General features: G+C 69.7%; 11 protein-coding genes. 1 reads left to right on the forward strand and 10 read right to left on the reverse strand.

Annotated features, from left to right (window positions below; genetic code table 11):
- Nucleotides 1-109: 109 nt before the first annotated feature.
- The 9 genes from ACJMKX_RS07350 to ACJMKX_RS07390 all read right to left on the reverse strand — a co-directional run bounded on the left by ACJMKX_RS07350 (nt 110) and on the right by ACJMKX_RS07390 (nt 11,616).
- Nucleotides 110-1,114, reverse strand: a complete 1,005-nt coding sequence (locus ACJMKX_RS07350) for a VWA domain-containing protein (protein WP_405223161.1) — start codon at nt 1,112-1,114, stop codon at nt 110-112.
- Between the two features lie 3 nt (nt 1,115-1,117).
- Complete coding sequence (locus ACJMKX_RS07355) at nt 1,118-2,218, reverse strand: vWA domain-containing protein (protein WP_405223163.1); 1,101 nt, start codon at nt 2,216-2,218, stop codon at nt 1,118-1,120.
- Complete coding sequence (locus tag ACJMKX_RS07360; protein ID WP_405223165.1) at nt 2,208-3,566, reverse strand: FHA domain-containing protein; 1,359 nt, start codon at nt 3,564-3,566, stop codon at nt 2,208-2,210. Before ACJMKX_RS07360 ends, ACJMKX_RS07355 begins: the two co-directional genes overlap by 11 nt.
- Before the next feature lie 10 nt (nt 3,567-3,576).
- A complete protein-coding gene (locus ACJMKX_RS07365; RefSeq protein ID WP_405223168.1) occupies nt 3,577-4,377 on the reverse strand; it encodes a MotA/TolQ/ExbB proton channel family protein in 801 nt (266 codons plus the stop codon).
- Nucleotides 4,378-4,384: 7 nt separating this feature from the next.
- Entirely contained in the window at nt 4,385-4,780 is a 396-nt protein-coding gene (locus tag ACJMKX_RS07370; RefSeq protein WP_405223170.1) for a hypothetical protein, read from the reverse strand.
- Nucleotides 4,781-4,866: 86 nt separating this feature from the next.
- Nucleotides 4,867-7,296, reverse strand: a complete 2,430-nt coding sequence (locus ACJMKX_RS07375) for a PEGA domain-containing protein (protein WP_405223173.1) — start codon at nt 7,294-7,296, stop codon at nt 4,867-4,869.
- Nucleotides 7,293-9,626, reverse strand: coding sequence for a serine/threonine protein kinase (locus ACJMKX_RS07380; protein WP_405223176.1), 2,334 nt, complete (start codon nt 9,624-9,626; stop codon nt 7,293-7,295). Before ACJMKX_RS07380 ends, ACJMKX_RS07375 begins: the two co-directional genes overlap by 4 nt.
- 37 nt (nt 9,627-9,663) lie before the next feature.
- Complete coding sequence (locus ACJMKX_RS07385) at nt 9,664-10,941, reverse strand: hypothetical protein (protein ID WP_405223179.1); 1,278 nt, start codon at nt 10,939-10,941, stop codon at nt 9,664-9,666.
- A gap of 24 nt (nt 10,942-10,965) precedes the next feature.
- The gene (locus ACJMKX_RS07390; protein WP_405223181.1) at nt 10,966-11,616 is read right to left on the reverse strand and encodes a hypothetical protein; all 651 of its coding nucleotides are present in this window, start codon (nt 11,614-11,616) and stop codon (nt 10,966-10,968) included.
- Between ACJMKX_RS07390 and ACJMKX_RS07395 the strand changes: the two genes are divergently transcribed.
- Nucleotides 11,603-11,968, forward strand: coding sequence for a hypothetical protein (locus ACJMKX_RS07395; RefSeq protein WP_405223184.1), 366 nt, complete (start codon nt 11,603-11,605; stop codon nt 11,966-11,968). The two genes, ACJMKX_RS07390 and ACJMKX_RS07395, sit on opposite strands and share 14 nt — an antisense overlap.
- Before the next feature lie 254 nt (nt 11,969-12,222).
- Here the strand turns inward: ACJMKX_RS07395 and ACJMKX_RS07400 are convergent, their stop codons facing one another.
- Complete coding sequence (locus tag ACJMKX_RS07400; RefSeq protein WP_405223186.1) at nt 12,223-12,810, reverse strand: Spy/CpxP family protein refolding chaperone; 588 nt, start codon at nt 12,808-12,810, stop codon at nt 12,223-12,225.
- Nucleotides 12,811-12,851: the final 41 nt, after the last annotated feature.

Genomic DNA, 12,851 nt, shown 5'->3' on the forward strand with positions numbered 1-12,851 from the left:
ATGGCCGCGTCCGTTGGCTACGGTTGCCATTGAAGCGCCGCCGCCGGGCGCCGCCGTGGAGTACCCGTGACGGATCGGGACGAAAAATGACGAATTGTGGCGGAGCGCCTCAGCGGTTGTCGTCGACCAGCGCGACGAAGGTGCCGCCGTTGCGGTGCGTGAGTTCGCGCATGAGTGCGGCGAACTGGATGGTGGAGTTCTGGATGTTGCCGGGGCCGCCGAAGCGGTACGGGAAGCCGACGGCGTGGATGCGCACGAGACGCTGGCCGTCCGAGCCCTCCGGATTGAGCCGGTCGACGGCGTCAGCGACACCCTCGACGGACTGACCGGTGTACTCATCGCCGAAGACGTACAGGCTCACCTTCTTGTCAGGGGCGGCGAAGGTGCGGATGGCGGTCTGGATACCGTTCACCGGCGTGGAGAAGCTGAGCGGCCGCCAGTTGGCCATGGCCGAGAGGATCGCCTTGCGGCGCGACGGGGTATCCGGTATCCACTTGCCGGCGAAGCTCTCGAACATGTAGCGGCCGTTGTCGTTCATGATCTGTATGCCCTTCACCCGCGGATAGAGGTCGAGGGTCTCGGTGAGCTTGCGCCGCGCCAGATTCCAGCTGAACTCCTGCATGGAGCCGGACGTGTCGATGATGAAGATGATGTACTCGCTGTCCACAGGAATGCCGCCGACGGGCGCATCCTCCGGTCGGCTGTAGTCCGCGTTCAGCCGCCGCATCTCCTCGGTGAGCTGCTGCCTGGCCGCCCGCAGTTCACCCTCGTCCACGGTGGGGATGCTCTGGTCGCCCGCGGTGGCGTCGTAGCGCCCCTCGATGCGGGAGAGATCGCCGTACAGCCGCGCGAGCTTCTCTTTCGACTCGGAGATCTGCTCCTTCGCACTGTCCAGCTCCCGGTTCAGGATCACCGTCTCGCCGCGGATGTCGAACAGCTCCTGCTCCAGCCGGGCGATGAGGCCCTCCAGATCCTGCTGGGTGCGCTCGATGGTCTGCGGCTCGTAGATCTTGGTGAGCACGAGCAGCAGCAGCACGGCGCCGAAACCGCAGCTGATCGCATCCAGGAACGAGAGGCTGAAGCCCTCCGCGTCTCTTTTCCTGCGCCGCGCCATGGTTCAGGGCCAGTCCTTGCTGATGCTCATGAACGAACCGCGGGTACGGTAGGCGAGCTTCCAGAACTCGATGGGCGCCGCGTAGTCGCCCTCCATTGGGAAGAGCATGATGTTGATCGGCACGCCGCTCGGCACCTCCCGCACCGCCTGGGCATGCAGGGCCTGGCGCTGCGGGCCGGAGATGGTGCGCCGCGCCGGCGGCTTGTTGCCGCGGGTGGGCAGGCTGTCCACCAGCAGGAAGACGTTGTCCGGCCGCGGATTCATCTTTCTTATGACCTCGTACGCCCCCTGCAGGTTCGTGCCCCCCTGCGGTACGGTGATACGCAGCCGGCGGATGGCCTCCGCCAGCTTCAGGCCGTCGCCCACATCCAGCCAGACGCCGTCGCTGCCGTCCAGCACGGGTTCGACGGTATCGTTGAAGGTGTAGATCTGGAACTTCGCATCCGGGCGGAACTGGGTGGTGATCCAGTCCACCGAGGCGATGGCCTGGCGCCACTTCGCCGCGCGCAGTTTCTGCTCGTCGGCCATGTTGCGCCGGCGGATGACGTTCACCACCTTCTTGTCCAGCATGCTCGCCGAGGCATCGACCAGCACCAGGACGCGATCGCCGCCCACCTTCAGGCCGGTGAGGTACTGACGGTCGCCTTCGCCGCGGAAGGCGCGCACCTGGTCGCCGAGTGCGGCTTCCCGCTCCGCGGCCGCCGCCTCGAGTCGCTTCTTCTCCGCTTCCAGCTGCTCGATGTCCGCGCGCAGCCTCTCGATGCGCTCGATGCGCGCCAGCGTGGTGTCCTCGTATTCGGACAGCTCCTCGCGGATGCGCTCGATCTCGCGCTGCACCCGCTCGGCCTCGCCCTCGGTACGCACCCGCTCCTCCTCGATCTCCTCGAGGACGTTGCGCACCTTGACCATATCCTTGCGACCCTCGAGCACCTGCTCCTCGAGGCGGTTCGTCTCGCTCATGAGTTCGGCCGTTTCGGTGTCGGCATTACGGGAGACGGTGGCGTTGATGATCATGAAGAACAGCACCACCGCGCCGAAGCCGCAGCTCATGATGTCGAGGAACGACAGGCTGATGGCTTCCGTCCTGCGGCGCTTACGCGTCATCGCTCTCCACCACGCGGATAAGCCGGAACTCCTGGCCCGGTGTGCCCACGCGCAGGCTGTCGCCCGCCTGCAGAACCGCCGAGCGCTCGATGCGGCTGCCGTTCAACCAGGTACCGTAGCGGCTGAGATCCTCCACGATGCACTGACCGTTGTCCCGGCGCAGCACGCAGTGGCGGCGCGAGACACCGGCCAGGTCGGCGTCCAGCGTGATACCCCGTTCGCCGCCGAGGCTGGTGCCAATGGCGAGACCGTCGCCGTTCAGCGCCCACGCGCGGTGGCCGAGCAGCAGATGGCTGGGCGACTCCCCGGCCTCACGGACGGGCGCGGCGGGCGCCTCCACCGGACTCTGGTCCCAGGGCAGACGCCGGGTCAGCCGGGTGGCTCCCGCCGTTGCCGCCGTCGCACGAGCCAGCGCGCCACGCGCAGCAGCCGCCTCCTCGAGCACGAAGGGTTCGCCGCCGGCGCGCGCCACGAGGAAGTCCACCAGCCCGGGCAGCGCGGCCGTGTGCCGGGTGAACTGCAGCGCCGGCGACTCGGCCGCGCGGATGAGGGAGCGGACGTGGCCGGCGAGACTCTGATAGACGCCGCTCACCGCCTCGGTGAAGGTCAGCAGCGGCAGCACGGCCTCGTGGGTATGGCCGCCGAATTCGAGCTGCATCCGCACCTCGCCGCTCCTCTGCGCCGTCTCCAGCCACGCCTCCAGGCGGTCGTAGAGGAGCTGCTCGGACTCGGCCGTGTGCAGCGGGTCGAAGCGGCTCTGGCGCACGAAGGCCTCGGCGATCACCGCCACCCAGGTATCCCGCAGCGCCGCGAGGCCGGCGGCATCCACCAGTTCCACCCGGTCGATCGCGGCGCCCTCTTCCTGAGCGATACGGCTGAGGGTGGCGGTATGCAGGGAGAGATCGATGTGCAGCAGCGAGCGGCCCGAATAGGCGCGCCGGGAGCAGGCCACGGCGGAGTCCACCAGGGCGGAAACCGGCAGTTCCAGTTCGCCGGCGATGCCGAGCAGCACGCCGAGGCTCTCGCGCTCCATCCACGCAGGCACCGCGAACACCACGCTGTCCGCGGCCGAGCGCTCGCTGCGCCAGATCTCCTCCAGCTGCCGGGAGGCCAGGTCCGCCGGCGTCAGGTGGCGGAATTTCAGCTCCTGCACCGGATCGAGGCCGAGGTGGCGCCAGAAATGGTTCACCACGCTGCGCGGATGGCGACGTGCCTCGGCCATCGCCCGCCGGCCGGTGACCAGGCCGCCTTCGCCGAGCAGCGCGAATCCGGGCTCCCGGTAGACCAGCCGCGAGCCGGTCACGGCGGTGACGGCGGCGTCGTTCAGGGATATCGCGAGCGTCGTCAAACCGTCTCCGTCAGTCGGACTTCATGTGCCGGATCAGCTGCTGGTCCACGTAGCTCTCGGTATCGAAGACGAGCCGCTCCTGGAACAGCTGCACCTGGTGGACCAGGAACATCAGCACGATGGACAGCAGCAGCGCGATGAAGGTGGAGTTGAATGCGACACCCAGGCTCTGGGTGACGCCGGCGATGTCGCCCTCTACGGCCCGGTCGGCCTGGGCGAGCGCCTCGCCGATGCCGCGCACCGTACCGATGAAGCCGATGGACGGGATGGCCCAGGAGATGTAGCGGATCATCGCCAGCTCGGAATCGAGTCGCTCGGCCTCGGACTCGCAGATGGTATGGGTGCTGGAGGCGACATCCTGCACGTTGTGGGTGGAGTTGAAGCGCTGCAGAGCATTCAGCAGCGCGCGCGGCAGCAGCATGCGTCGCTGGTTGTCGTCCAGCGCCTGGATCTGGCGGGCGTACTCGCGGGTATCCTCCGGCAGCACCCGCATGCCCTCGGCCACCGGCACCAGCTCCTGCTCCAGCAGGGAGCGCTCGCGCAGGATGCGCACCGACTTGTAACCCATGATGGCCAGCGCCCAGAACATCAGGATGAAACAGGCCTCCTGCTCGAAGTCCTTGATCAGCACCCACACGGAGCGCTCGCGGACGTAATCCGGATTTTCCTCCACCAGCCGGTTCTGCTCGACGATCACCTCAGCCGCGTTCGGGCGCACCACCGAGACATAGAAGGTATGCACGACGATGATCACGATGATCAGCGCGAACAGCTGATAGACGAACTCGAAGGGGATGTTCTTCTTCTGCATGGGTCCCTCAGATATCCACGGGGAAATTCACTGACTGATCCGAGGAAACCTCCTGCGTGGGCACGAAGTCGTCGTCCTCGTCCTGTTCGTAGTCGCCGCTCGCACCCTGCTCGTCCGCACCGACGATCTCGGCGAGCCGTTCCTCTTCTTCCGTCAGGCCGTCGTCCGCATCACCGGCGGTGACTTCACCGTCGGCGCCATTGCCGCTGGTGGTGCCGGCCGCGTCATCCTCGCCGTCCCCTGCAGATGCCGTGGCATCGCCCTCGGCCGTGCCGCTCTCCTGCGCCAGCGCGACGGCGCCGGACCACGATCCTGCCACGAGCGGCACGGTGGCGCTTACTGCCACTGCTGCGGCCACGACCAGTGCCATGGAGGCGGCCTGACCTGCGAACGTCGATGCCATCGTCGAATTCCTCGGCATATCTCCCGATTCCAATGTCCCGGAACCCTCGAGTATGACAGCGCGGACGCCGAATTATTCCGCCGCCCTCACTCCGGCGCGTTGCGCACCAGCCGGAAACCGACGTCCGTGCGCGGATCCGTGCCGAAGTCGCGGAAACTCAGTCGGAGCTGGGTGATGCCCGAGTGCTGCCAGCTCGAGCCGCGTATGACCCAGTGCGTAGCGCTGTCCGGGCCGAGCGGGTCGACCGCCACGTCGCCGGCCGGGCCGGTGTAGACAGCGTAGTGGTCGTTAGTCCACTCGGCCACGTTGCCGCCGGTATCGTACAGGCCCAGCGCGCTGGCCGGGAACGTGCCCACCGGAGCCGTGGAGGCGAAGCCGTCGTTGTAGCGCGGCAGCACGGTCGGCACGATCTCCTTCGCGGCCTGATCGGCGTAATTGCCCGACTCCTCCGGCGGCGGCATCTCCTGGCCCCAGGGGTATTTCAGTTCGCCGGCGCCGCCCTGGTAGCGCGCGGCCCAGGCCCACTCGGCCTCGGTGGGCAGGCGGTAGCCGTCCGGCAGGGGCCGGATGGGCACCAGCTTGCCGAATCTCTCCTCGTACACCGGCGTGAGCGCTTCCTTCTTGCTCAGCCAGTTGCAGAACGCGGCCGCGTCCTGCCAACTGACGCTGGCCACCGGATTGTTGTCGCCGGCCAGCGCGGGATGCGTGTCCGCGCCCGAGTCGTGGGCCTCCCGGAAGGCCAGGAACTCCCGGTTGGTGACCTCGTTGATGCCGATATAGAAGGGCCGGGTAATGCGGACCCTGCGCAGGTTCTCGTTGGCGCGCCGGCCCGGCTCGCGGCGCGAGGCGCCCATCATGAACTCGCCGGGTGTGACGTAGCGCAGCGCAGCGCCCTGGGATGTGGTGATCCGCTGCGGGATGGAAGCGAGCCTCGCCTCTTCCAGCGTACGCAGCCGGATGTTCACGGTCTGCGGGAAACCGGGCCGTGGCGTCACCTCGCCCTGCCAGGTCTCGTACCCCTGACGGCGCACCTCGATCGCCTGGGGCTCCGCGGGCAGTTCCAGCCGGGTATCCCCCCGCCCCACGGAACGCCCGTCCACCAGGATCTCCGCATCGCCGGGAGTCACGGAGAATCGTACCTCGCCAATGCGCGCGGTCAGGTCCACCCGCAGCGTCTCGCCCTGCGCAGCCTCCAGCACCACGTTGCGGCTGTAGGCTCGATAGCCGGCCTTGGACAGGCCCACGGTATAGCGACGTCCCGGCGCCAGCGAGATGCGCACGGGGGTCTGTCCCCGGTAGCGGCCGTCCACCGTCACGTTGGCTCCCGCCGGATCGCTGATGACGCGGAGCATTCCGTCAGCCCTCTGCAGCTCGACGGTCGGCAGGGTCATGGGTGTGTCGGCGAAGGCCGTGACGCGGCCCTCCCAGGGCTTGTAGCCTTCCAGCACCAGGGAGATCTCGTTGCGGCCCTCCGGCAGTTCCACCGTGGCCGGCGTCTCGCCGAGAGGCTCGTCGCCCGCCAGGATGGTGGCGCCGGCAGGCCGGGAGTTGACGGTCACTGGTGCGAACGCGGGCACCAGCTGGACGGTCAGCCGCTGCATTCGGTCCAGGCCGGGCACCTCGAGCCGCGCCTGCCAGGGCAGGTAGCGCTCGGCGAACACCTCCACGCGGTACTCGCCGGGCTCGAGCAGCCGTGCCGGCAGCGGCGTCCTGCCGACCTCCTCGCCGTCGATCCACACTGCGGCGCCGGCGACCGGCGCGGAGTCCACCACCAGCCGGCCGGGCATGCGCTCCTGCTCGAGCTCCAGCGTCAGGCTGTCCTCGTCGCCCACCTCGAAACGCCGCTCCAGCGGGTGATAGCCCGCGCTCTCCAGGGTCACGGTGTATACCCCGGGACGCAACAGGTAGCGCTCGCCGAGCGGCAGACGGAACCAGCCGCCGCTGACCTGGACGCTGCCCGGTTCGGCGGGGACGGTCTCCAGCCGCACCGAGGTGGAGGTGAACAGCAGCCACGCCATCGCCGCGAGCACCGCCATCGCGGCACCGACCCACCCGTACCAGGGAACGCCGCGGCGCGCCTCGGCCTGCTGCTGCTCGATCTCCCGCCGCCGGTAGGCGATCGGTGCGATCTCCTCCGCATCCTGCGCCGCCTCCCCCTCCTCGACGACAGGCGGGGCCGTGACGTAGCGGCTCTCCTCCAGCGCCAGCTCGAGCCGCAGCACACCTTTCTCGAGGGTCACGCGAATGCGCGTGCCGTAGGCGTCGATCTCGTCACCGTCGCGCAGACGCCGGGCGGCGGACAACGACTCGCCGTTGACCTCGACCCTGCCCTCGGCGCCGCCCGGCTGGACGAAGGGCGCACCGTCCAGCACGTCGACGACGGCCAGCGGCAGCGCGGCCGCCGGACCGGGCACCGGGATCTGGCTACCCGGCGCCGTGGCGATGCGCAGCGGCAGGTCTGAGGCATCGTATTCGCGTTCGCCGACTTCGCTGACGACGATGATCTTCAGGCTCAAATGGGTTCCTCGCAGCGGACCACGATCGGCTCGAGTTCGATCTCCGGGGCCACCCGGAAGTCGATGCGCACGTCCCGGTAACCGACCCGGGAGCCCATGACTGTATAGGTGCCCGGCCGGAGTTCAAGCTCCCGCCGCTCGAAGGTGCCCAGCCGGCCGACCCGGAATACGGTGACCTCGGTCTCGCCATCGGAGACGAACTCCACCTCCAGGGGCGTCGCCGCCCGCTTCAGCAACCGGGCGAGTTCACGCCGCTGGCTCGCGAGCCGCGGGCCGCCGTCCATCTTCGCGAGCTCCGTGAGCAACGTGGAGGCGCGGCGCAGCGTAGCCGGCTCGCTCAGCTGGTCCGGGTTTGCGATCCAGCCCTCGAGCTGGCGATCCAGGGCCAGACGCCGGCGGGCACGGACGCGGCCCTCGCGCGCGAAATCCAGATTCGCATCCTGTTCCAGGATTTCGCCCCAGGTGGCCAGCGCTGCCTGCCAGTCCTCGGCGGCCTCCTCGCGCTCCGCCTCGGCGGTCAGGCGCTCGATGGTCCGCAGCCGCACCGCCTGTTCCACCTGCAGTAGTCCGTCCCGGGGCTCCTGCGAAGCAGGCCGCATCTCGCGGGCGGCCTCGAATGCCTGCCGCGCCGCATCGAAGCGCTCGGCCTGCAGCGCCTCGAAAGCGGCGGTCATGCGCTCCTCGAAGCGGCGCCGTTCCAGCGCGGCGCGCACGCGCTCCAGCCCGGACGAGGCCCGTGCGTAGTAGGGGTCCAGGTCGGTTGCCGCCCGGTATCGCTCTGCCGCCGCGCTCAGCTCCCCGCGCCGCTCCAGTGCCTCGGCCGCGTCGGTGAGGCCGATGACCTCCAGCAGCGTCTCGGCGCGGGCGAGGCCCCGCTCGGCAGCCTCGTTGTCCGGGGTAATGGCGAGTGCCAGCTCGAACTGGCGGCGCGCCGTCGTCACGTCCTCGGCCTCCAGGGCGGCCTCGCCGGCGGCCAGCGCGCGCTCGAATTCGCTGTCGATACGCGCAGTCAGGCCGTCGAGCCCGGCACTGGCTTCCCGGTACAGCGCCTCGGCGCGCCGGTAATCCTTCGCGAGATAGGCCTGGTCGCCCTGCTCGTAGGCGGCGCGTGCGGCCGCGTAGTCCTCGCCGCCCCAGCGTTCCACGCCGCGCAGCTCCAGCACCTCCAGCTTGGTCAGCAGCTCGCCCAGCGCGCGGTCGGCCCGGTTCCTGGCCTGCACCACTTCGTCCCGGGCCGCATCGTCCACCAGATTCTCGGAGAACCGCACGGCCTCCTCATCGCCTCTGTCTTCATCCCCCTCCGGCGACTCGGCGGCCGTCTGTGCGGATTCGACGGCTGCCGGCTCCTGCTCACCGCGCCGCTCCTCGATCCGCTCCGGCAGGAAGGCCACCACCCAGATCGCCGCCGCCAGCAGCACTACCAGCGCAGCCCCGACGGCGACGGCCGGCACACCCTGCCGGCGCGCGGGCGTGGCCGCCGGCGCGGCGGCAGCCCGGCGGCGCGGCGCCACCGCTTCCGTCGGCTCGTCTTCCAGGGGCCGGGCCGGTGACGGCCTCACCGCCCGCGCGCGAGCCTGTTCCCGCGGCAGCAGACCGGCCGAGATGCCGAGGCTGCCGAGGGCATCCACGACCGTCTCCGCGTCGGGCCGCGCCCCCGCCTCGGCCAGCATGGCCTCCGCCAGGTCGCGCAGGCCGGCCACTTCGAAGTCGTCCCGGTCCGGCCAGCGCGGGCCGGGCTCGTCCGGCGCGCGGCCATGCCAGAGCTCGAAGATCAGCACACCGAGGGCATGAATATCGTCGGCGGTCGACGGCGGCCCGTCGGCGCCCCGCTCCGGGCTGAGCGCAGCGGCGGTACCGCCCGCGCCGGCGGAACCGGCGAAATCGCTCAGCACCGTGCGCCCGACGGAATCCACCAACACGTTGCGCGCCGTAATGTCGCCGTGGGGGAGGTGGCGGTTGTGGGCGTATACAAGCGCCGCAGCCACGCTGGCGATCCCGCGCAGCCACTCCGACGGCGGCCGGTCGGCGAAGGCAGCGATATCGGAGCCGTCGACGTACTCCATGCCGTAGAACGGCCGCGGCTCCGCGTGGAACTCGAAGACCCTGACGATGTGGGGATGGTTCAGGGCGCGGATTTGGCGCCAGCCGGCTTCGAAGCGCTCGCGCTGCGCCGGATCGCTGCAGAGCGCGTCGGACAGCAGCCGCAGCGCGACGGCGGAGCCCGCCCGGTGATCGTGGGCGAGCCACACCTCGGCCGTGCCGCCGGCGCCCAGGCGGCGGCGCAGCTCGTAGCGGTCCAGCAGTCGCAGTCCGGGATGCAACTCCATCATCGATGCGGCGGGATGAGTGTCGTTCCGGGCGGCCGTCTCAGCCGGACGGACCGGGCGACGATTCTCTGGACGATACTTCGCGCGAGGGAGCGCCTACCTGGAAGTCTTCGGGGAACCCGGTCTCCGCCTCGTAGATCTCGTGCAGGAGGCGGCGCCATTGCTCGTACTGGGCCTCGGCCGTGCCGGTGAGCCGCCGCGTCTGGCCTTTCACCGTCACCACCATCGGCGCAGCCTCGGAGTTGAACGAGTCCGCCAGCTCACGGATCGACTCCTTGTGCAGCCTGGCTTCGGCATTACGTCGGAATGCCGAACCGATCACCTCGAGCCCGCCGTGGATTGCGAAAGACTGCAGCGCACGCTTCGTGCGCCGCGCGGTGCCGCTGTCGCTGTCCGTGTTCATGCTGGCCGCGCCGGCCACCACGACGATGCCCGCCAGACCGCGGATGAGGGCGGACCTGCGCATCTCCCGGTAGGTCACCGCCTGCTCGCGGGCGGCCTTGCGCCAGCCTTCGTAGGGGATGGCGATACCGTAGTAGAAGTTCGCGTAATGCTCGTTGAGAGTGTCGACGAACAGGTTGTCCCGCTCACGCACCTGGCGCAGCCGGCGCAGCATGGGATCGTTCTCGGCCGGCAGGCGGCGAATCTCGTAGCGGCCGCGGTCGGTCTCGGCGAGATAGTCCTCGTATACCCTGGGCGCGACGTCCTCCATGAAGCGCAATTCGGCGACACGGCGTATGCGGCCGACTTCCTCCGCGGAGACTTCGTCCAGCAGCACCTTCAGATCGTTCGCGATCTCGTTGTAGACGTTCTGGTACGGGTCGTTGCGGCGGTCCCGGCTCTGCGCGTAGTCCGCGCCCACCATGCGCGCCTTGTAGCGCTTGTCCATCCATTCCCGGCCCGTGGCGTCGAAGGCAACCACCTCCAGCTCCACCGTATGGCCGTCGGACTCGCGAATCTTGCCGGTGACGTAGAGGTCGGTATACACCTCCCGGCTCGGCAGCACCCGCACCGCACCCCAGTAACCGGTGCGCTGCAGGGTGTTCTTCAGGTGGTAGGCGAAGTAGCGGGCCTCCGCCCGGCGAATCTCCGGATAGACGCCGGTCTCCTCCGGTTCGTTGTCCTCCTCGATACCGGGCGCGAACTCGATGACGCCGACGTCCAGCAGGCGCGCCTCCGGTATCTCGACCGCGGCACGGGTCAGGTCGATGTCCTCACCGGCACTTTCGACGCGCGCGACGCTGCAGCCCGCCAGCATGGAGCCGGCCAGCAGCAGGATGGCCGCGCGGCAGACAACGGTTGCTGGGCTATGCGGCATGGCTGCTCGATTCGCGTCGGTTCATCACAGCCCCTTGTAGGAACGGTATTCGTCCCAGAGGCGCTCCCGGAGCTCCGGGTCTTCCTCGGCCAGCGCGGCCTCACGCAGCTGCTTGGCGACGATGTCGTCGTCCACCCCCGACGGAATGTCTCCGGGGGTGCGCTCGCCGATCTGCTCCTTGGTGAGCTGATCCACCGAGCCGGGTTCCTGGCGCATGCTGCCGCCGGCACCGCCCGCGGAATTGTTCACGACGCCGACCGTACCGCCAGAGCCCTCTCCGGCTTCGCCCGCCTGCTCGCCGAGTCCGACGCCGCCGCCCTGGCTGCCGCCGCCGTTCTCGAAGGCGCCTGTATCGCGGCTCACCTCTGCCACCTTCTGCTGCTCCTCGAGCAGCGAGTCGTCGAAGTCGCCGAGGGAGCGCTCGAACTCGTCGTCCAGGGAGCCCTGGCCGCCGCTGCCCCCGGGTACGTCGGTCATGCCCCCGGGGCCCGGTTCGCGCTCGCCCACGGAACCCACGGTGCCGTAGGCGCCACCCTCGCCGGTAGTCGCAGTGCCGCCCTCCGCGCCGGTACCGCCCTGCCCGTCCTGGCCGCCGGCCGCGTCGCCCGACGTGCCGCCGGACGCACCACCGGACGCGTCGCCGCCGGGCATACCACCCGACGTGCCCCCGGGCATCTGGCCCGACTGGCTGCCTTCGCTGCCGGGCATCCCCCCGGGCATGCCGCCCGTGGATCCGCTCGGCGATCCGCCGGGTGAAGCGTCGGGAGAACCGCCGGCGGAGCTGCTGCCCGTCGAACCGGAGGGCGAGCCGCTCGTCGAACCGGCAGGCGACCCCGCGGAGCCACTGCTCGGGCTGCCCGTGCTCGAGCTCGGGCTGCCGGAGCTGCTGCTGGGGCTGCCGGAGCTGCTGCTCATGGAGGTCGAGGCGCAGCCGCCCAGCGTGAGGCCGGCCGCGCAAAGACCGAGGACCAGAAGTCTGGCCGCTCGTGGGGTCAGGTGTCGCGTGCTGCTCATGTCTCCCTCTTGATTGCCCGTCCAGGCGGGCCTGCGGCGGACGCCGGGTCGCTCGCCGCACTCGCCGCAACAGAACGACCGCCCTGATAGCTTTCGAGGCCGAAAGCCGCCACAGAGTTCCCTGAGTCCTATTTGCCACAGACGGGACCCTGTATTCAATGCCGGCGGGGTGCCGGCGACCCGGGCCGGGCACGGCGGGCAGGCAGATCGGCAGGGCGGGGAGAAGAAGGGGCCGTCCCGGGCGCGCCCGCCCGGGACGGCGGAGGGTCAGAGGACCTCGTCCTCCTTCGCGCCTGATTCGTTCGCTTCCGGACCGGCTCCGCGGCCCTCGCCGGCGCCTGCGCCGCGGGGCGCAGACGGGCGCTGGCGCAGGCGATGCTGCATTTTTTGCCGGCGCTCGTCCATGCGCGCCATGCGTTCGGTCCGCATCTCGGTAAGCCGCGCCTGCTGGTCCTCGTTCAGTGCCGCCATGACCTCGGCATGGGTCTCGCTGCGCAGCAGTGCCATCCGGCCGGTCAGCTCGCCCTGGCGCTGGGCCAGCGAATTCGCGAGCGTCTGATAATTCGGGTCGGCGGGGTCGAGGTTGCGCAATTCCAGGTGATTGGCGCGCAACTGCTCGTGCAGTGTACGGATCTCGTGGCGTCGGGAGGCCAGGGCCTCGCGGACCGCCTCCTGCTGCTCGGCGCTGAGGTCCAGTTCCGCCGACATGTGTGCGAGCATGCGCGCTGGATCCGGGCCGCCATGAGGGCCGCCGACGGGAGGCCCGGCAACGGCGAGAGAGACTCCGGCGAGAAACAGCGCCACCAGCGCCGCAGCGCTCCGCCGCACGGCTCGACCGATGATAGTCCTTCTCATGTCAGCCTCCTTTCCCGTCGGGGCGAGTCCTGTCTGCCACG

Origin of the sequence: Lentisalinibacter sediminis, from assembly GCF_040706615.1 — a bacterium.
GTDB classification, from domain to species: Bacteria; Pseudomonadota; Gammaproteobacteria; order Steroidobacterales; family Woeseiaceae; genus Lentisalinibacter; species Lentisalinibacter sediminis.

Excerpts from the sequence above, each read along its gene's own strand:
- ACJMKX_RS07350 (WP_405223161.1), bottom strand. The coding sequence starts at position 1,114 with ATGGCGCGGCGCAGGAAAAGAGACGCGGAGGGCTTCAGCCTCTCGTTC.
- ACJMKX_RS07355 (WP_405223163.1), bottom strand. The coding sequence starts at position 2,218 with ATGACGCGTAAGCGCCGCAGGACGGAAGCCATCAGCCTGTCGTTCCTC.
- ACJMKX_RS07365 (WP_405223168.1), bottom strand. The coding sequence starts at position 4,377 with ATGCAGAAGAAGAACATCCCCTTCGAGTTCGTCTATCAGCTGTTCGCG.
- ACJMKX_RS07370 (WP_405223170.1), bottom strand. The coding sequence starts at position 4,780 with ATGGCATCGACGTTCGCAGGTCAGGCCGCCTCCATGGCACTGGTCGTG.
- ACJMKX_RS07380 (WP_405223176.1), bottom strand. The coding sequence starts at position 9,626 with ATGATGGAGTTGCATCCCGGACTGCGACTGCTGGACCGCTACGAGCTG.
- ACJMKX_RS07385 (WP_405223179.1), bottom strand. The coding sequence starts at position 10,941 with ATGCCGCATAGCCCAGCAACCGTTGTCTGCCGCGCGGCCATCCTGCTG.
- ACJMKX_RS07390 (WP_405223181.1), bottom strand. The coding sequence starts at position 11,616 with ATGCCCGGGGGCACGTCGGGTGGTATGCCCGGCGGCGACGCGTCCGGT.
- ACJMKX_RS07400 (WP_405223186.1), bottom strand. The coding sequence starts at position 12,810 with ATGAGAAGGACTATCATCGGTCGAGCCGTGCGGCGGAGCGCTGCGGCG.